Here is a 20,349-nt window from a genome sequence, read left to right on the forward strand (position 1 = left end):
TTTAAAATTTTATTTTTGGAATTAAAACATCTGTTTTACGGGTTACAACTGGTGCGATATAAAACGCATAAGTATAGGTTCCGCCTTTAATTTTGTATTCTGCATGTGGTTCTGCTTTGTGCGACCATGTATTGTCGCCACCAACGCCCATTTGAATTAAATCGACATTCACTGTAAAATTGTCCTGTAGTTCAAGCTCGTTGGTATGTGTGGCTTCCGTAATTTGTGCTGCTGTGTACGGCCAAACACTAAAATTAATAGGGTTTTCACCTTTAATAACAATTCCTTTTCCTGAATTATTTGTTAGGCTAAACCAACGTGTTCCTGTATGGTTACCGTGTTCTTGAGGTACTACATATTCATAATTCATGGTATTTGCATCGGCACTATATAACCCAACCAAAGCACCAGAGTTTCTATCTTGATAATTAGCCTGTTCTCCTTTACCAAAATAGGTTACGTTTTTATAGCCGTTATCAATTGAAAATTGCATCCCAATTTTAGGCACATCTGGAGCTTCCTCAGCAATAACAACGGTGTTATTCACTTTTACAAATCCGTCGCCTAAAATAGAATACACCAAATTGACATTTGTTTTAGGGTTTTCAATTGTACCAGAAACTGTAATAATGACTTTTCCTTTTTGCGTATTAACCTCAACATCATTCACCTGAAACGCATCACCCGCTTGCATCCAATCGCGTTCGTTTGTTTTTTTCATCGAACGACGGTATGCGTTATCATTTTCGGTTTCTGGTCTCCAAAAGTTAAGCTTTAAAGGTTCGGCTAAAAGATTTGTTCCATTTGCCTTATAACTCGAAATATAACCGCTAGCTTTATTTATAACTAGTGCGATGTTTTTATTTTGAACGGTTACTGTTTCGAAAGCATCTTCAACTTGCAACTCGGAATTACTTGTTAATAATGGCACATCATTAGTTTTTACAGGTATTTGAAACTGCTCTTCGAAAACCACATAACCTTGCTTTTCCCAAAGAGCATCTTCCTTTAACTTTCCTTTAATGTTTATAAAATACTCATGACCTGCTTTAGGTTTTAATTTTTTAAACGGAATAGTTAGCGTTTGAGTTTGATATGGTTTTGTATGTAATTGCGGTAATGTACCTGATTGAATTACTTTTCCGTTTTCGGTAATTTGCCAAATTACGTCATATTTATCAAGGGTTGAAACGTGATGACGATTTTGTAGCGTAAATTTTCCACTTAGAACATCATCTGCCATAACAACCACTGGTTGATTGACTTTTTTGGCTTCAAAAATTTCAGGTTTTGGCGTTCTATCGGCGGCAATGATACCGTTTATACAAAAACTACCATCGTTTGGCACGTCGCCAAAATCGCCACCATAAGCGATAAATTCCTTGCCGTTTTCATCTGTTTTTAACAAACCTTGATCAATAAAATCCCAAATAAATCCGCCTAAAGCGCGATCGTATTTATGAATAATATCCCAATAGGTTTTCATATTTCCTAAGGAATTCCCCATGGCATGAGCATACTCGCACATAAGCACAGGACGATTATCGAAACTTGTATCGTTAATAAGGGATTCTAATTCGAAAGGTTGCGGATACATTCTGCTTAACATATCTACCCATTTTGGATCGGTTGGATTACCAACATTTGAAGGCCAAAAATCGCGTTGGTATCTGGCATCGGTTGGATCGCCTTGTGCGCCTTCGTAATGCACAAAACGGGTTGGATCCATTTCTTTTATCCATCCGGACATGGCTGCATGGTTTTCACCTGAACCCGATTCATTTCCTAAAGACCAAATAATAATACTTGGATGATTTTTATCACGGATAACCATTCGGTTTCCGCGTTCTAGAAAGGCACTCGTCCAGTTTGGATCTTGCGACAATTTGCCGCCTAAAGCATGCGATTCTAAATTAGCCTCATCCATCACGTACAAACCGTATTTATCACATAAATCGTAGAAATACGGATCGTTTGGATAATGCGAAGTTCTCACAGCATTAAAGTTGAATTTCTTAATAATTTTTACATCGGCTTCCATATCGGCTTTCGATACTACTTTACCATTGTGCATATTATGGTCGTGACGGTTAACACCTATAAGTTTTACGGGGTTTCCATTTACTAAAAAGCGGCCTTTATCATCAATTTTTAAATCTCTAAATCCAACTTTTGTACTTGTAGCTTCAACCAAATTTCCCTTATCGTCTTTTAAACTCAAAACCATGGTGTACAAATAAGGCTCATCGGCCGACCATTTTTTGGGTTGTGCTACGGGCATTTCCATAACCCCGAAATAAACTTTATCTCTTGCTGGATGCCTAACACCTAAAACATCACTTAGTTTTATAGTTACTTCATCATCTTTTTGATTGCCGCTAGCATCAAATAATTGGGCAGTTAACATATAATTATCAACAATAGTTTGCAAAGGCGTGTTACTAAAATGTCCTACTTGCTCTATAAATTTATTAGGCAGGTTTACCGTGAATTTTGGACGCACTTGTAAAACGGCATCGGTGTAAGTGTCATCTAACTTTGTTCTAACCGTAAAATCTTTAAGACGCACTTTTGGTAAAGCTTGCAAGTAAACTTCACGCTCTATGCCGCTAAGGCGCCAAGTATCTTGATCTTCTAAATAACTACCATCGCACCAACGGTAAACTTTAACTGCTATTTTATTTTCACCAGTTTTTAGGTGTTTTGTAATGTCGAATTCCGATGGTAATCGTGTATCTTCACTATACCCAACAAACTCACCGTTTACCCAAACATAATAGGCCGAGGACACGCCTGCAAAGTGTAAAATCACATCTTTTTCTTTCCAACTTTCATCAATATTAAACGTTCTTATATAATGCCCAACAGGATTATCGCTATGATTTATAAACGGATAATTGTTGTAAAACGGATAGGTGGTATTGGTATAAATGGCCGTTCCGTAGCCTTTCATTTCCCAATTTGAAGGCACCTCAATATCGTCCCAACTTGCCGAATTAAATGATTCGTTTTGAAAGTCGGTTAACGCTTCTTCTGGGGTTGCCACCCAATAAAATTTCCAATCGCCATTAAGTGATTTAAAATTGTTTGCATTTTCTCGAATATTCACCTTTGCCAATGCCTCGGTTTCATAACTATAAAAGGTTGCTTTTGCTGGCAACCTATTAATTTGATTTATTCGAGGATCTTCCCAAATATTATTTTGAGCTAGTAATATTGCTGGAAACAATACAACTATAAAAAGCTTTAAGCGGTTTAGAATCATAAGATTATTATTAAATTTTTAGTACTTGCTTTTTGGCGGTGGCGTCTAAATTTATGTTTTCGGTATTATTTAATATAATTTGATTGGTATCTTTTTTTGAAATTGAAACCGCTTCCATATTGAGTGTTTTTACATCATCAAAAACAAAGGCTGGTCTAAAATCATCTTCTTTTAATTTTACGGTTACATTTTTAAAATTCAAACCTTTAGCGTGACGCACATAAAGTGCCCAAGCAGGAAGTTCGCCAAACATTGAAAACTCCGGATAACCTTTAATTTCTTCTGGTACGGCATCTAATCTACTTAATGGCACATAAGCCATTCCTTTAAAGGATTTTCCTGGATAGGTAATTTCTACGTTTTCAAGGGTTACGTTTTCAATATAATTTTCAGGAATACCAACAATTGATGCTGGAAATGGATTATGAAAAAAATTAACCTCTGGACCTCGTAACTCATAATTAATATCAGGACGCCCAAAAGGCACTTCAACTTTTATATTTTTAATACTTATATTTTTAACAATACCTGGTTTTTCACCATCTCTGTGTCCTAATCTGATAAAAATAGCGTTACCTGTATTTTTAGCAACCACATTATTAACATTTATATTTTCAATGATGGCACCGTCAACCGACTCGAAAGCTAATGCCGAACGAAAAGTATCGAACACATTAATATTTTCGATGGTTACATTTTTAAATCCGCCATAGGAAGCCGAACCAAATTTTATAGCACTCGCGCTGGACCGAATAGTACAATTGCTAATAAAAATACCATCGTTTGCATAACCCGGATAGTACGATTTTAAGCAAATACCATCATCGGCAGCATTAATATCGCAATTGGTTATTTTTACGTTCTGGCAATCGGTAATATCCATACCATCGTTGTTCCAGTAGGAGCGGTTCACAACTTTAATATTATCAATAATCATGTTTTTACACAACTCAAACGATAAGCCCCAACACGCTGCTTCTCCTACTTGTAAATTTGTAACATCAACATTTTCGCAATGCGAAAATCTAAACAATTTTGGTCGCATGGTTTCATTTGGGCGATGTCTGCGGTAGTTGTAATTGGGGTCAATTTTAATACCAGCGTGATGTAAACTATCAATAGCCAATGCTAATTTTAAACCTTGACCATCAATTTTTCCTTTGCCTGTTAGTTTAATATTATTGGCTTTATGCGCTATAATTAAGGCCATTTGCGAATTATCATCATTTTTTGGCGATTCTGGCCTACCTGGAAACGCCATTTCTTGGTAATCTTCAGGATTTGTACTTCCTAATAAAATGGCATCTTCTTCTAAAAATAAAGTCACATTACTTTTTAATTGAATGCTTCCTGTAACATAATTTCCTTTCGGAATGATAACCTTACCGCCATCGGCTTTATGAACCTTATCAATAGCGTTTTGTATGATTGTTGTGTTTAGCGTTTTACCATCTGAAACCGCTCCAAAATCTTGAATATTAATCGTTGTATTTTGAGCACAAGACCATTGGATTATACCCAGAAAAATAATCACTACTTTGAAGCTAGACTGCATAAATAAATGTTATTTGTTGTCCATTTTTAATTTTAAAACGCCACCGTTAATAATATCGCTATGCGAAATATTAAATGTATTTACCGCTTTATCGTTTAAGGTAACTGTTTTTACATAAACGTGTTCGCTGCTGTTATTTTCAGCTTGAATTTCGAAGGTTTTCCCCGAATAATATTCAGGATTTAAAGTAATAGTTATTTTATTAAAAATAGGACTTCCTAATTGATAACTTGGGTTTTCTTCGGTTCCGCCATTCATTTGGAACAAGCCCATTTTCATTAAAACAGCCAAACTTCCCATTAAACCTTGATCTTCATCACCGTTATAACCACATGATGTTTTTAAACCAGAAAACACTTTGCTAATCACTTTTCTAGACCAGTATTGCGTTAAGTCTGATCGACCTAATTTACCAAAGACAAAAGCCGTTTGAATAGAAGGCTGATTCCCGTAATTTACGGGTATTCTACTGTATTCGGGATGTAATTCTGCCGCGTGAGAGTCTCCAGAAGTAAATCCAAGCTTTTCTGCCTGCTCAAATTGCTCATTCAATTTACTAACGGCTATGTCTTTGTTACCTATTAATTCTGCTAAACCATTGATATCGTGTGGCACAAACCAAGTTGATTGTGCTGCGTTAGACTCTACAAATCCGTTTTCGTATTTGTACGGATCGAAATCTGCATGCCATTTACCATCAACCGTTTTTGGTGCCATCCAACCTTTTTCTACATCAAACACATTGGCATAATTTTTAGAACGCTTTGTGAAATACGCGTAATCTTCGTTTTTGCCCAGTTTTTTAGCCAATTGCGCCAAGGTATAATCTTGGTAGGCATATTCCATGGTTTGACTGGAACCATCGAGATGAATGCCATATTCACCTTCGGGTAATGGATAAGGCACATAGCCTTTTTCGATGTAATAATTTAATCCACCACCTATATATGTATCGTGTTCGTAACCGGCTTTTGCCATAATACCATTGGGCATATGGTTTACTTTTAACGCTTCATAAAAGGTATTCAAATCGTTTTTCACAATACCTTTTTGAATAGCCGAAACAATAAATGGTGTTGATGACGCACCCGTCATAACATACGTGTAGTTTCCACCTGAAGGGCCGCGTGGTATTAAACCACCATCTTTATAATACTGTAATAATGATTGTGAAAATTCATCCATAATTTCAGGATAAACCAATCCCCAAAGTGTATTTATAGTCCATTGCGCTCCCCAAAAGGAATCGGAATTGTAATGATTAAACTTTGGTTTTCCATTTTCATCTAAAGGTAGTTGCCCAATTTTAAATTCGGCTTGGGTATTATCTGGATAAGCACCATTTACATCGCTGATGATGCGACGCCCTTGTAAGGCATGCCATAAATCGGTATAAAAACGATTTTGGTCTTGTTCGGAGCCGCCTTCAATTTGTATGCGCCCCAACATGCTATTCCATTCGTCCTGAGCACTTTCAACAACTTTTTTAAAATCCCAATCTGGTAATTCGGTTTCTAAATTCAACGTTGCATTTTCAACAGACGTATACGAGATGGCAACTTTCATTAAAACCGGTGCTTCGCTTTGTACTTTAATTAAATAATTACCGGTTTCTGCGTCTTTCTTTAATTCATCAATTTCAGTATTTAATTGAATTTTAAAATAAATAGTTAATGGTTTTGGACGCCTGTGAGTAGGTGTTGCTATTAATTGTCCTACCAATTCGGAATTAGATGTTTTTTTGAGTACGCCATCGGTATTCTCACAAGGCCCCAAAACCGTATTTAAATTTACAAGGATGGCTTTATCCTTATTTTTTGGAAACGTATATTTATGAAAACCAACACGTTTTGTGCTGGTTAATTCGGTTTGAATATCGTAACGCTCTAAATTTAAACGATGATATCCTGGTTTTATAACTTCGGTTTGGTGGTTGAATTTTGAATAAAAGTTGGAATGTATTTCAGATTCATTATCAACTACAACAGGCATAACCGAAATACCTGCCATTTGCCACGCATGAATATGGCTGAAGCCTTTTATGGTATCGGTTTTGTACCGATAACCACTTCCCCACGCACCATCTATTTCAGTATCTGGACTTAAATTAACCATACCAAAAGGACGACTTGCAGACGAAAAATAGAACCATCTTGAATTATCTGTATCTAATAAAGGGTAAACCTTATCTACTAACTGTTCTTTTTGTGCTTCGTCCTGCTTTTTTTCTTGACAAGAGACAAAAAACAAAAACAACAAAGTAGTGTAACAGATTAAAACTGGATTATTCATATTTATTCTACCTATCTTAATTTTCATGGTTATTTAAAAAGGGCATTTATTACACAAAATATTTAAAATATAAGCAGGTAATTAAAAACTACCTGCCTATATACCAAACAACTTAAAACTAAATCAAACTTTATAACTAATCTTACAAGCGTTGATTCTAATTATTAAACTAAAGCGGGTTTTGGGTTATAGACCCGCCCGAATTATCTATTTCGTATTGCGGAATTGGACGCAATAAATGTTTAGAATTTAAAGCATTGTTAAACGCTGCGTGTGGGTTGTGCATTAATGTGCGCTCCACTAGTTTATTTGTGCGCTTTAAATCCATCCATCTGTTAACTTCTCCTGCTAATTCTCTTGCACGCTCATCAAGAATAAAATCGATATCTACTTCGGCTGGTGTAACAGCTGTTGTTAACCCCGCTCTATTGCGTAATTCGGTTAATTTAGTAGCCGCATCACCAGTATTGGTTGCACCTAAATATGCTTCGGCAGCAATTAAATAGGCCTCACCACTACGCATTACAACCATATCTCTTTCACCTTGAGAAGATTGATCTGGCTGAGTAAATGGCACGTTAGGATCGTCGAACTTTGTAAACTGAGGGAAACGTACTGCGGTAACACCATCGTTTGTAAAGTATGTTCCTGGATTAAAAACTTGGTATGGTACAGCATCAATTTCAGCTTGAGACCACGCTACTTTTGGAAAATAAATAGCTGTATCGCCCGCTACCACATTTACCTCTACACCGTTTGCTGTTCCTACATAATCTTCGGTTGCATAAATGACACGAGAGAAGGTGGCTTCGGCGCGCTCATCGGCATCATCAAATAACGAATAATAAAATGGCGTTGGCATGTTACGTAAACCTTGTACTGTTCTTGATAAACCTGGGTAATCGTAAAATCTAAATTTATACATCATGTGCTTAGAGTTACCCCAACCACGACTTACCGAATTGTTACCAAATAAGTAAGAGAATATTACTTCTGAATTACGTTGGTTATCGATGCTTACTAAATCGGCAAACGAGTCCACTAAATCGTTATTTGCAATTACTGTTTCTGCCAAAGCTGCCGCTTGAGTAAAATCGGCTGTACTTCCAAATGATTTGTATCCTTTTGTTAATAATACTTTAGACATAAGGTGTCTTACTGCATCTTTTGAAACTTTACCAAATGTTGCTGGAGACTCCTCTACGGCTGCTAATGCATCTTGTAAATCTTGAGTTATTTGTGTGTAAACTTCCTCTTCTGAAGCTCGAGTAAAATCGCGTTCTGCTGTAGTAATTTGGTTTAAAACTAACGGTACACCTCCATAGTTTTCAACTAAATTGAAGTAAGACATCGCTCTAAAAAACTTTGCAGCACCAACACCTACAGTCTTATCGTTTTCATCTAAATCTGAAATCGTTTCAGCATTATCAATTACAACATTTGCAGCTGTAATAACGCTGTATTGATTGGTCCAATACACTCCTATTGCCCAGTTTAATGAAGTTAGATTCACGTAATCGTTAATCTCGTCGGTTCCAGAAATAGCAGTTCTTCTTGTAGCTATATCGGTTCCTAAATCTTCTAAAGCATAATACAAATCTGATGTATATACCGTAGTTGTTTCGCGTGCTCTTTCGTAGATACTGTTTACTAATTGCTCGAAGGTTGTTGCATCCGCATTTTCGATACTCAAATAAGAGTTATTTTCTTCCTCTAAATAACTTTCACAGCTTGTATTAAAAATACCTACTATTAAAATTAAGGCTATTAATTTATATTTTGAATATTTCATTTTTCTCATTTTTTAGTTTAAATAAATTAGAAGCTCAAGTTAAGTCCTGTCATGAATGTACGCGACATGAACGCCGCTCCCCATTGGTTTCTTCCCGCATTTTCAGGATCCCAACCGTCGTAGTCTGTAAAAATGAATGGATTTTGAACAGTACCGTAAATTCTTAAGCTTTTAATTTTAAGCTTTTCTAAAACTGTAGATGGTACTTTATAACCAAGTGTCATAAAACCAACCTTTACAAATGATACATCTTTGTACTTAATTACATTTTGATAAATACCACCGTTACCTGGTTGGTACCAATTGTTTGTTGGGTTTGTTGGTGTCCAGTAATTTACATCGTAACCGTTAAAGGTTCTTGTAGGATCACTATCCCAAGGGAAAGAGAAACTATTATGGAAATTACTAGCAATTTGATTTCCTTGACTTATATTTAAAAAGAATGAAAAATCCCAGTTTTTATAATTTAATGTATTGGTAATACCACCCGTCCATTTAGGCGTTACTTGCCCAATAACTGTACGGTCGTTATCAGCATCAATCACACCATCGTTATTTAAATCTTTTACTCTAACTTGTCCTGGTGTTTGACCATATTGCGCAGCTTCGGCAGCTTCATCTAATTGCCAAATGCCGTCAAATTGATAATCGTAAATAGAACCGATACTCTCACCTACTTTGTGGATTAAATTTGTACCACCTACATTAAAAATAATTTGATCTACACCACCATAAAGGTTATCTAGTGTATTACGGTTACTTGCAAAATTGAAATTAGTTGTCCATTTAAAATCATTTTTATTAATATTAACCGTATTTAAACCAACTTCTATACCACGGTTTGTAGATTCACCTATATTTTCGTAGATACCATCATGTCCAGTTACAGTTGGTAAACGTGTGAAAAAAATGATATCCGAATTCTTTCTGTTATAGATATCGATAGATCCATTTATCTTGTTATTAAGGAATCCGAAATCTAAACCTACGTTAATTTCGCTTGTACGCTCCCATTTTAATTCTTGGTTTGCTAAACCATTAATGTAAAGCGACGATGCAGCTGTATCTCCTAAATTAGTAGCACTACTAGCTAATAACGACTTTGAACCTAATGGCCCTAAGCCACCACCTTGACCGTTATTACCTGTTTGACCGTAACTTAACCTTAACTTAGCGTTAGATAAAACGTTTTGATTAAGCATAAAATCTTCTTCCATGATTTTCCAAGCAAATGCTGCCGATGGGAAGAATGCCCATTTATTACCTTCTGCTAATATTGAAGCACCATCGTATCTACCTGTTACAGTAAATAAATACTTATTCATTAAAGAATAATTTAAACGCCCAGTGTAAGACTCTAAAGTAAGTTTTGTAAAGTCGCTTGATACATCTCTAATATCTAAACCTGCACCAAGGTTATAGAATAAAAACTCATCGGTCGTAAAGTTTCTAACTTGATTATAGTAGTTCTCTGAACGCTCTGAATATCTTGAGAATACTCCAGTAAAATCAACCACATGGTTTTCACTTTCGAACTTGTAATTTAAAATATTATCCCACGCATACGAAAAATAGTTACCGTGGTTTACTTGCGCTCTTCTGTTTGAAGCGTTCGCACTTACACTTTTAGAATATAAGCCTCTATACTCACCATATCTTTGATATTTTACATTTGGCGAAAATTTAGTAGTAAATGTTAAACCGTCTACAGGCTGGAATTTCAACGCAATATCACCTATATATTGTAAGTATTTTGTTTCTCTTGTAATATTATCGGCCTCAAATAATGGGTTTGTAATTTGCGTTTCTTTGTTTGTTGGCAAAAAGCGTAACGAACCGTCTTCGTTATACGGTCTTCCTATTGGCTTTAAGCGGTATGCACTTCTAAAAGCTTCCCAACTGCCTGTATTTTGCACCGCATTAGTAATGTAGTTACTAATGCTAAAGTTTAACCAATCTGTTAAATCACTGCTTAAACTACCTCTAATATTGTAACGACTAAAATCTTCACCTTCAAAAGTACCTTCATCTTTTGTATAAGCTAAACCAACAGAATATTTAGTTTTTTCGGTACCGCCACTTAAATTGATTGTGTGATTGGTTTGAAAACCATTTTTAAGCATTAAATCTATCCAATCGGTATTAACACCATCGGCAATGTTTTGGCGCTCTTCTTCATCTAAATAATTAGATAACACCACATCTTCTCTTCTAAAAGATAAATTCCCAGCAGCAAACTCGTTACCAACAACCACATCCTGCAAAAAATCTACATACCCTGGCCCATCGTAAACAGGAGGTAAATGATATGCTTGTTTAAAACCAACGTAGTTACTGTAATCTATTTTTAATTCTCCTGTTTTTCCTCGTTTAGTTTCAATTAAAACAACACCATTACTACCTCTAGAACCGTAAATTGCCGTAGCTGAAGCATCTTTTAAAATGTCCATTCTGCTAATATCGGCTGGATTTAAAAATGCAATATCATCAACAAAAATACCATCAACTATAAACAATGGATTTTGTCCTGGAGAGAATCCTCCTTGATCGGCAGTTTGATTTGAGTTAATTGTACTGGCACCACGAATACGAATATTAAATCCACCAGAACCTGGCTTGTTATCGGTACGCTGTACAACAACACCAGCTGTTTGTCCTTGTAAAGCAGATACTGCATCTACTTTATTAGCTTGCTCGATAGTTTTACTATCAACAGAGGATACAGATCCTGTTAAATCACTTTTTTGTACAGAACCATAACCAATAACTACCACTTCGTCTAGTTTGGCTAGATCCTCTTTTAATACAATGTTTAAACTTGCTTCTCCGTTATAAGTTACTTCTTGTGTTTGATAACCCACATAAGAAAATACTAAAACAGAGCCCTTACTTGCATTAATTGTAAAATTGCCATCAAAATCTGTTACGCTACCTGTTTGCGTTCCTTTTACAACAACATTTACTCCAGGTATCGGGACATTATACGGGTCTAATACCACTCCAGACACTTCGGCTTGTGCCCAAGAAATTAATGAAAAACATAGCGCAAAGACTATGGATAAAAATTTGAGTTTTTTCATATTTAATTTAGTTTAGTTTATAATTGTCGCTGAGAGCGCGACGTTAAAAGATTCACAAATATAACATGGATAAATAGCTAACAAATGGACATATCATTCAAAAACATGGACAATTGTATTTTTTAAATCCCGCCCCTAAACATTGCTAAATACATAAAATACACCTGTGTTTTTTATGAATTACCGATTAAAATATCCATGTTTTTGAAAATTTAATCCATATCGATTTCGAAGAACTCCGTTAATTTTACAGCAACTCGTATGGTATTTCTACAATACCGCCTTTTGAATGGTTTTTCGCTATAAACTAATTTCAAATACGTAATCATCCGTAAAAACTAAACTAAAATGAAACAAGCGTGGCGATGGTATGGTCCTACAGACACGGTTAAATTAACCGATATAAAACAAGCTGGTGCAACAAGCATTGTAACGGCATTACATCAAATAAAAAATGGCGAGGTTTGGAGTACCGAAGCCATAGAAGAAAGAAAACATTTAATAGAAACACAAAGCTTAACTTGGCAGGTTGTAGAGAGTATTCCTTTACATGAATCTATTAAAACTAGGTCTGGCAATTTTAAAACATATATTGAAAACTATAAAACGTCTATAAAAAACTTAGCAAGCTGCGGCATAAATATTATTTGTTACAATTTTATGCCTGTTTTAGATTGGACTCGTACCGATTTAGCTTTTACTGTCAATGACGGCTCCAAAGCGCTTAGATTTGAAACCGCGGCTTTTTTAGCCTTCGATTTATTTATTCTGAAGCGTCCAAAGGCTGAAGAAAACTACACTGAAGCTCAAATAGAAGTTGCAAAAACCTATTATAACAATCTTACTGAAGTAGAAAAACAAGCTTTAACCAACAATATTATTGCGGGTTTGCCGGGTGCTGAAGAAGGCTATACGTTAGAGCAGTTTCAAAATGCTCTCGATACTTACAAAAGCATAAACGCCGACCAACTAAAGCAGAACTTGGTTTTATTTTTAGAGGAAATTATACCTGTTGCTGAAGCTAATAATGTCCTTATGTGTATTCATCCTGACGATCCGCCATTTCCTATCCTTGGCTTACCTCGTGTGGTTAGCACCGAAGCTGATTATGCGTACTTATTCAATAAGGTTCCTAGTCGCCATAATGGCATTACCTTTTGTACAGGCTCGTTGGGCGTTCGAGAAGATAACAACTTGATTGATATTTTTAAACGTTTTGCTAACCGCGTGCACTTTTTACATTTAAGAAGTACCAAGCGCGACGAAGCTGGAAACTTTTATGAAGCCAATCATTTAGAAGGCGATGTAGATATGTTTGGCATCATTAAGGAGATTCTTGAAGAAGAACATCGCCGCAGACAAAATAGTATGGCCGATTACCAAATTCCTATGCGCCCCGATCATGGTCACCAAATGTTAGACGATTTAAATAAACAAAAAAACAATCCCGGGTACACCGCCATTGGTCGCTTACGAGGCTTAGCGGAGTTACGCGGATTAGAATATGGCTTAAAAAAAGCTTATAATTATTAATATAAACACCTAAAATTATGGCAAACTCAACTAAACCAAATAAGAACAATCCCATGAATAATATTGATGATTGGGAAGACAATTTAATAGAGCGTTATCCAGATCCTGAAACTCCTGCAAAAGAAAAGGAAGAATTTAGGAATTATGTGGATTCCGAACGTGTTGACACCGTTAGAGAGTTTTATAGAATAAATCATAAATATCAAACTTATGATTTTGTTTGTAAGAAAGAACAAGAGTTTTTAAAGTTTAACCGAAAAGAAATGTCGCTTTGGGAAGCTATAGACTTTCTAAATACTTTAGTTGATGATAGCGACCCAGATATCGATTTAGATCAACTACAACACTTGTTACAAACATCGGAAGCTATTCGTGCCGACGGACATCCAGATTGGTTTGTATTAACTGGTTTTCTACACGATGTTGGTAAGGTACTGTGTTTGTTTGGAGAGCCACAGTGGGCCGTAGTTGGAGATACTTTTCCTGTAGGATGTCAATTCTCAGACAAAATAGTTTATCCTGATTTTTTTGATGCAAATCCCGATTCAACAAACCCAAAATACAACACAAAATATGGTATTTATGAACCAAACTGTGGGTTAGATAATGTAAAAATGAGTTGGGGACACGATGAATATCTTTATCAAATAATGAAGGATTACTTACCTGAACCTGCGCTTTACATTATTCGTTACCACTCATTTTATTCACAACACCGAGAAGGAGCTTACACGCACTTAATGAACGACAAAGATATCGAAATGTTTGAATGGGTTAAGAAATTTAATCCTTACGATCTGTATACCAAAGCTCCTAAAAAACCAAATGTTGCCGAGTTAAAGCCTTATTATGAAGCACTTGTTAAAAAGTATTTACCAGATACTTTAAAATTTTAAAATCTACCACTAACCCACTAAACTAATTTTAATATGCTTTATACCTATTTAGGTTTTTTCGGCTTTACGCTATTCGTTATCATTTACACCACTTATAAATTAAGAAAAGATAAACTTACAACATCCAAAGGCTATTTTTTAGCTGGTAAAAGTTTAACTGGACCTATTATTGCTGGCTCTATGATACTCACAAATATCTCTACCGAGCATTTAATTGGTATGAATGGAAATTCATATAAAAACGGCATCATTGTTATTGCTTGGGAAGTTACTTCAGCCATAGCTTTGGTAATAGCCGCAATATATTTTATTCCGAAGTTTATAAGAATGGGATTGACTACAATTCCGGAATTTCTTGAAAAACGGTTTGATGGTGCCATACGGTCGATAGTGGCTTTTTTGTTAATGTCATCTTTTGTTATCACACTTTTACCTATTGTTTTATACTCAGGAGCAATAAATATTGATAGTGTTTTTAATTTATCTGAAGTATTTAATACCTCGAGAACGGCTTCTATTACTTATACTATTTTTATAATAGGTATTATAGGATCGCTTTATGCCATTTTTGGCGGATTGAAAGCCGTAGCTTACTCTGACACTTTAAACGGCATCGGTTTAATGCTTGGAGGCTTATTAATTCCGTGTATCGCTTTATATCAAATAGGAAGTGGGAATATTTTTAGCGGATTAAATACGGTGTATCACTTTGCTCCAGACAAATTTGATATTATTGGCAAACCAGATTCAACCTTACCGTTTTCCGTGTTGTTTACAGGATTAATGATCAATCAGCTGTATTTCTGGGGTATGAATCAGGCAATTATTCAACGTGCCTTTGGTGCTAAAAACTTAGTTGAAGCTCAAAAAGGCTTAATTTACACTGGTGTACTAAAACTTTTTGTTCCCGCGATTATTGTTTTACCAGGATTAATCGGGTTTTATTACTTTCAAGATCAATACTACGAAAACCCAGATTTAATTTATCCGTTATTGGTTAAAAAGATACTTCCAACTTACTTATACGGTTTTTTTGCTGCAGTTATTTTAGGTGCCGTTTTAAGTACGTTTAACAGTGTTTTAAACTCAGCGAGTACTATTTTTTGTTTAGATATTTACAAAAAACTCATCAATAAAACGGCTAGTGATGCTACTCTTGTTAAGTATGGTAAAATTTCGTCTGTTATTTTAGCGGTAATTGCTATTGCCGCAGCACCTATGGTCACCTATGCTCCCGATGGATTATATCAGCTGCTTCAACAATTAAATGGTATCTTTTTTATTCCTATTTCATCTATAATTATTGCTGGTATATTTTTTAAACAAATAAATACAAAAGGCGCTAAAGCTGGATTATTCTTTGGATTTACGTTTTATATATTAACCACTTTTATTTTTAAATTAAATATTCATTTTGTGCATTTGTGGGGCATAGAATTCGTTTTAAACTTTATAATCATGTTTGCGGTTTCTGAATTGACAAATGATGTTAAAGTTCTCAATGACATTGAAAAAACCAGTCATTTAAAGTCGTGGAAACATGTTAAAACCTCTGGAGCTATCTTGACTGTTTTAACGATACTTACTTATGTTTTACTTTCTTAAAAAGATATGAAACTACATAAAAAAAGCTAGAAGAAATACTTTCTTCTAGCTTTTTGTTCTAGTTTACGACCTTCTTTAACCCTCAGATTATCTTTTTTGTAACATACAAGATCAAATAAATAACTTATTTGATGATACGTTTTGAACTATCTTTTAAAGACATTTTTTAAAAAATTAATTGTTTAATATTCAAAATACCTCTTAACTTGGTCTTGTAAGAAGGTCCAGCCATTTATTTTGTAAAAAATATGAAGAAAACAATTAAGTCAAACTTCCGCATATCCACCGAAATAAGAGTAAAATCCCGCTGGATGTTCCTTATATAAGTAAGTTGCCAACAATTTGAAAAAACTGACGAATTGAAAAAAACAATTGGAATTTTAATGACAATTTTATTACTGATTTCCTGCGCGAATTCAGATAAATATGAAATTGAAAACCCAAACGGAATTTGGACTGACTCTGAACTCGTCGAACTGAACTCACTCGTTTCTGAATTTGACCGAATCCTTATCTCTGAATACAAATCTGAATCGGAAATAAAAGCTTATGAGGAGTTTTCAAAAAAAGTATTTAATGATATGGTTATTCCTGATTTAAAAGAATATACCGAATTAAATTCTGACTTGAAAAAGCTAAAAGTATTTGATAAGATTTGGCGGAATTTTACCGACTCTATTACAAACAAAAAACGCTTTGATTTAAAATATAATAGTAAATATCAAGAGTATTTAAAACACGTTGGACAAAAATCTGAATTTATAAAAGTTTACGCTGAAAGATTTGAAAGTGCTGGAGATATTGTGCCTTCTGTAGTTGCTGGTTTTGCAAAGAATATTGAAGATATTGATTTGAGTGATAAAAATAATAGACTAATTTTTACAATCCATTATCTGACTTTAATAAATAGATAAAAAACTATTGGCAACAATGTATAACCGCAATTACGGCGGATTCGACTACGTCCGAATCCACTCGGAATTGCTAACGCCAGTTCTAAACCGAAAATAAACGCATATTAACCCGTAACTGACGGTTATACGAGACCGTTAAAAACACTAATCTGGCTCAAAAAATGACTGACCAAGCTGTCCATATTTACACCAATTTAAGAACCCATTTTAGTCTCGATTTAAGAAAACCTGCTGAAGTTCACCTAAATCAAAACTTGAATTACAAATCATACAGAAAAAATAATGTAAATTTACCTGAACTTACGAATTAAGAACTGACCAAGTTCAAACTATTTTTTACCTTCTAAACGGCTGAAAAAAAACTTTTGAACGTCTAAATTACAACAAAAAAAGGTCAACCTATTTCAGTATAATACAATAACATGAACAAAAACAAGTCTTTTGTAATAAAAATTGCTCTGATTTTATTGCTTTTTGGATGCAAAAAACAGGAAAAGTCCTCTGTAACAGAAATTCATCTAAGCCAGCAAATTTTAAATAAATATTTTGAGTCCGATATTTTCCAAATACTTTCTCCTGTAATCGTAGACTCTTTAAAAAAACCTAAGTTTTATTCTGAAAAACTAAAGAGGTTTAAGGGAATACCTAATTTGGATAGTTTTCATTTGATAACAAAAAATTTTGACAAGAACCTTCTAATGCTTGACTTATATTCAAGTAAAACAATATCTAAAGAAGAATTTTTGGTAAATACAAATGGGGTAGATCTGGATACAACAAATTTGTTGGCGTCCAAAATAAAATATAGTTTCAATGCCATTTCAGGATTTAAGGGAGGCAAGCAAATACTAATAGCGGACCTTAACAATGATTTCGATTTTAGTGACGAAAGAGTATTCAGTTTTCCTAAAGACTCTTCTATTACGTTTTCTGACCCAACCTTGATTAAAAATCTACCCGTTTTAAAATTTAAATATCAGCAATTGGTCAATGGCAAACTGGTTTGGACAAACCAAAAGATTAAATTCTATCCAAATGAAGACCATTCATTTAAATATTTACTTATGAAAGGTGTAATTAATTCAACCCATAATAAGTATACCGCAGAAATTCTTTTTCAGAATAGTTGGATTGGAAAAAAGACGATAGAAAATGTGCCTTTCACTATTAGCCTATACGGTTGGAGAATGGGTGAATATCCCAATATTGTTATAATGCCTGATTCTATTGAACATAAGAATTTTTCAATTTATGATTTTAAATACTCGCTTGGAGATACATTGGCCGTGAAGAACGGATATTACAAAATAGATAGTTTAAATCAGGAATTGAGTGGTTTGTTCTTCTCAAAAATAAAAAACCAAGAAATTCATTCGAACGGTTGGAGAACAGGAGAAAAAGTAGATAATTATATTTTAAGGGACCTTAACGGCAATGAATTCAATCTGACTGAAAAATTCAAAAAGAAATACCTCTTATTGGATTTTTGGGGAACATGGTGTGCGCCATGCAAGGAGTTGACACCAGAATTAAAACAACTTTACAAAAACAATTCAGAAAAGCTTGATATTTTGGGCATTGCAGTCGATAAAAACGTTGAGAACGTAAAAACCTATGTTTCCGAAAATGAAATGAAATGGTACCATTCATTTGTTGATAGCAAGAACCATGAAGAACCTATTGGTAAAAACCTCAAAATCCGAGCTTACCCGACCTTTATACTATTAGATCAAGAAAAACGAATTATTATGCGCGGAAATACAGCGTCTCTCGGTGAAATAAAATCATTTTTGGAAACGGAAAAATAAAAACTGCATAAAACATTAGTTATAATTCATTTTAGCGGATTTACTAAAAACGGAAATCCTTAACTTCAAGCCACGGTATAATTTCGGCGGAATGTTCACTAAGTGAAATTCCACAATGAAATCATAGCCGAGACCATTACTCCTAAATCCTTCGAACTTATAAAATTGTCAGATGAAAATGTTTTAAAGTAAGTGCCTGACCAATTATGAAAACCATCTGAAGTGGGATATATATAATATTTTTCCGTTTTATGGGAATACAAAACCTCCGGATCTGCATATCCCCCCTCTAAAACAGGGTTATGATCTTTTGATACCATAACTCTATATTCTTTCACTCCTTTCCCTTCTATATAAATAATATAAGTAACTACTCCTTTTGAAAAATCTTGAGGTCCATCCGGAGATATATTAACACCTTTAAATGCCTCGAATTCTGGATCTAAATTAGAAATATCTGTACCAACTTTAACTGGTAATCTCATCACATTTTCATCTCAATAAACAACCACATTTTGATTCTTTATGAATTCCGATTTTACTTCTATTAAAGAATCATCAAAAGTGGCATAAGTTTTTAATAATAATTTTAATTCTTTATTTGTAATAGGTAAAATAATGCCATGTCGTGGTAAAAAATTCATAGATATAATTTCATCAATCACCGTAAAATCCTTTAAATCTTTACTTTTAGCAAACTAATACTTTCCTTGAGTGTAAAGATCATACATTAAAATCCATTCATCAGAATCATTAAATTTAAAAATTCCACTACCTTCTACTGGAAGTGTTTCTTTATCTATTCGGCCATTACTAACTAAAGTATAGCCTCCAGTAAGTTTGTCTGAAATAGCCAATTTTATACCCGGATTTCCATCTTCTGCTTTATGAAATAAATGATATTTCTCATCTTTATATATTATATCACCATCAATACAAGCTTGATTATTGCTATCTTTTGGCGGAAAATAGAGTTGTTTAGGAATAGCCTCTAAAGCGGTAAAATCTTCATTGACATATGCATAATAAATTTTATCGGGATCGGTTCCTTGCTTCATAGAAAAATACACCATGTATTTTTCTCTCTCAACATCATAAATTGTTTGTGGAGCCCATACCCTATACACATCTCCAAACTGATCTGGAAATGTTTTTGGAATATTTACAACTGAAGTTGTCCAATTTATAAGGTCATTAGACTTAATTAATAGCATAGTTTTCCCAACCCATGTTTGTCACATATAAATCTTTAGCCACCATATAAAAAGTTTTACCATCAATACCTTGTAAAATGTGTGGATCACGTACACCTCCAGTTGAACTTATCTCACTATTGTTCAATATAGGTCTATTATTATTTAATGCTTTATAATGATAACCATCTGAGCTTACGACAAACCTAATAGCTTCTTCTACCAGATCATTACCTGTGAAATAAGTAAAGAGATAGGCATTGTTTTTTTTCATTATTTTCTTTTGTTCTGGAATGATAATTAAGTAAAACTATTGGCAATAAAAACAGTATTACTTTAATTTTGGGTATAGAATTCATATCACTTAATATTCTCAAATTTAGAATTCAAGAATAGTTTTTTAGAGCAATAGATAT

At 34.3% G+C, this 20,349-nt stretch carries 14 protein-coding genes; 5 read left to right on the plus strand and 9 right to left on the minus strand.

The window, feature by feature from the left end:
• Window position 1: 1 nt before the first annotated feature.
• The 5 genes from lacZ to PK35_RS02935 form a co-directional block, all read right to left on the minus strand.
• Window positions 2–3,265, minus strand: coding sequence for a beta-galactosidase, LacZ type (lacZ, locus tag PK35_RS02915; protein WP_052825812.1), 3,264 nt, complete (start codon window positions 3,263–3,265; stop codon window positions 2–4).
• 10 nt (window positions 3,266–3,275) lie between these two features.
• Window positions 3,276–4,820 (minus strand): glycoside hydrolase family 28 protein, encoded by a 1,545-nt coding sequence (locus PK35_RS02920; protein WP_044625113.1) that lies wholly within the window; start codon window positions 4,818–4,820, stop codon window positions 3,276–3,278.
• A gap of 9 nt (window positions 4,821–4,829) precedes the next feature.
• Window positions 4,830–7,139, minus strand: a complete 2,310-nt coding sequence (locus tag PK35_RS02925) for a GH92 family glycosyl hydrolase (protein ID WP_044625114.1) — start codon at window positions 7,137–7,139, stop codon at window positions 4,830–4,832.
• Between the two features lie 142 nt (window positions 7,140–7,281).
• Complete coding sequence (locus PK35_RS02930) at window positions 7,282–8,904, minus strand: RagB/SusD family nutrient uptake outer membrane protein (protein WP_044625115.1); 1,623 nt, start codon at window positions 8,902–8,904, stop codon at window positions 7,282–7,284.
• 26 nt (window positions 8,905–8,930) lie between these two features.
• On the minus strand, window positions 8,931–11,984 hold the full coding sequence (locus PK35_RS02935) for a SusC/RagA family TonB-linked outer membrane protein (protein ID WP_044625116.1): 3,054 nt from the start codon (window positions 11,982–11,984) through the stop codon (window positions 8,931–8,933).
• Window positions 11,985–12,332: 348 nt separating this feature from the next.
• Here PK35_RS02935 and uxuA point away from each other — a divergent pair, with 348 nt between their 5' ends.
• The 5 genes from uxuA (at window position 12,333) to PK35_RS02960 (ending at window position 18,740) form a co-directional block, all read left to right on the plus strand.
• Window positions 12,333–13,517 (plus strand): mannonate dehydratase, encoded by a 1,185-nt coding sequence (gene uxuA / locus PK35_RS02940; protein WP_044625117.1) that lies wholly within the window; start codon window positions 12,333–12,335, stop codon window positions 13,515–13,517.
• 17 nt (window positions 13,518–13,534) lie between these two features.
• Window positions 13,535–14,413, plus strand: a complete 879-nt coding sequence (locus PK35_RS02945; RefSeq protein WP_044625118.1) for an inositol oxygenase family protein — start codon at window positions 13,535–13,537, stop codon at window positions 14,411–14,413.
• Window positions 14,414–14,446: 33 nt separating this feature from the next.
• Complete coding sequence (locus PK35_RS02950) at window positions 14,447–16,018, plus strand: solute:sodium symporter family transporter (protein WP_044625119.1); 1,572 nt, start codon at window positions 14,447–14,449, stop codon at window positions 16,016–16,018.
• Window positions 16,019–16,377: 359 nt separating this feature from the next.
• Window positions 16,378–16,932 carry a hypothetical protein gene (locus PK35_RS02955; protein WP_044625120.1) on the plus strand — a complete coding sequence of 185 codons (555 nt, stop codon included), beginning with the start codon at window positions 16,378–16,380 and terminating at the stop codon, window positions 16,930–16,932.
• Window positions 16,933–17,354: 422 nt separating this feature from the next.
• A complete protein-coding gene (locus PK35_RS02960; RefSeq protein WP_044625121.1) occupies window positions 17,355–18,740 on the plus strand; it encodes a TlpA family protein disulfide reductase in 1,386 nt (461 codons plus the stop codon).
• A 98-nt stretch (window positions 18,741–18,838) separates the two neighbouring features.
• Here PK35_RS02960 and PK35_RS02965 read toward each other — a convergent pair whose 3' ends face one another.
• The 4 genes from PK35_RS02965 to PK35_RS17710 are packed head-to-tail and all read right to left on the minus strand — an operon-like array spanning window position 18,839 to window position 20,207.
• Entirely contained in the window at window positions 18,839–19,225 is a 387-nt protein-coding gene (locus tag PK35_RS02965; RefSeq protein WP_044625122.1) for a hypothetical protein, read from the minus strand.
• A 12-nt stretch (window positions 19,226–19,237) separates the two neighbouring features.
• Window positions 19,238–19,384 carry a hypothetical protein gene (locus PK35_RS17700; protein ID WP_202903800.1) on the minus strand — a complete coding sequence of 49 codons (147 nt, stop codon included), beginning with the start codon at window positions 19,382–19,384 and terminating at the stop codon, window positions 19,238–19,240.
• Window positions 19,385–19,438: 54 nt separating this feature from the next.
• Window positions 19,439–19,954 carry a glycoside hydrolase family protein gene (locus PK35_RS17705; protein ID WP_052825814.1) on the minus strand — a complete coding sequence of 172 codons (516 nt, stop codon included), beginning with the start codon at window positions 19,952–19,954 and terminating at the stop codon, window positions 19,439–19,441.
• A complete protein-coding gene (locus PK35_RS17710) occupies window positions 19,941–20,207 on the minus strand; it encodes a hypothetical protein (protein ID WP_052825817.1) in 267 nt (88 codons plus the stop codon). The genes PK35_RS17705 and PK35_RS17710 overlap by 14 nt, the downstream gene beginning before the upstream one ends.
• Window positions 20,208–20,349: the final 142 nt, after the last annotated feature.

Source organism: Neotamlana nanhaiensis (assembly GCF_000943555.1).
Taxonomy (GTDB): Bacteria; Bacteroidota; Bacteroidia; order Flavobacteriales; family Flavobacteriaceae; genus Neotamlana; species Neotamlana nanhaiensis.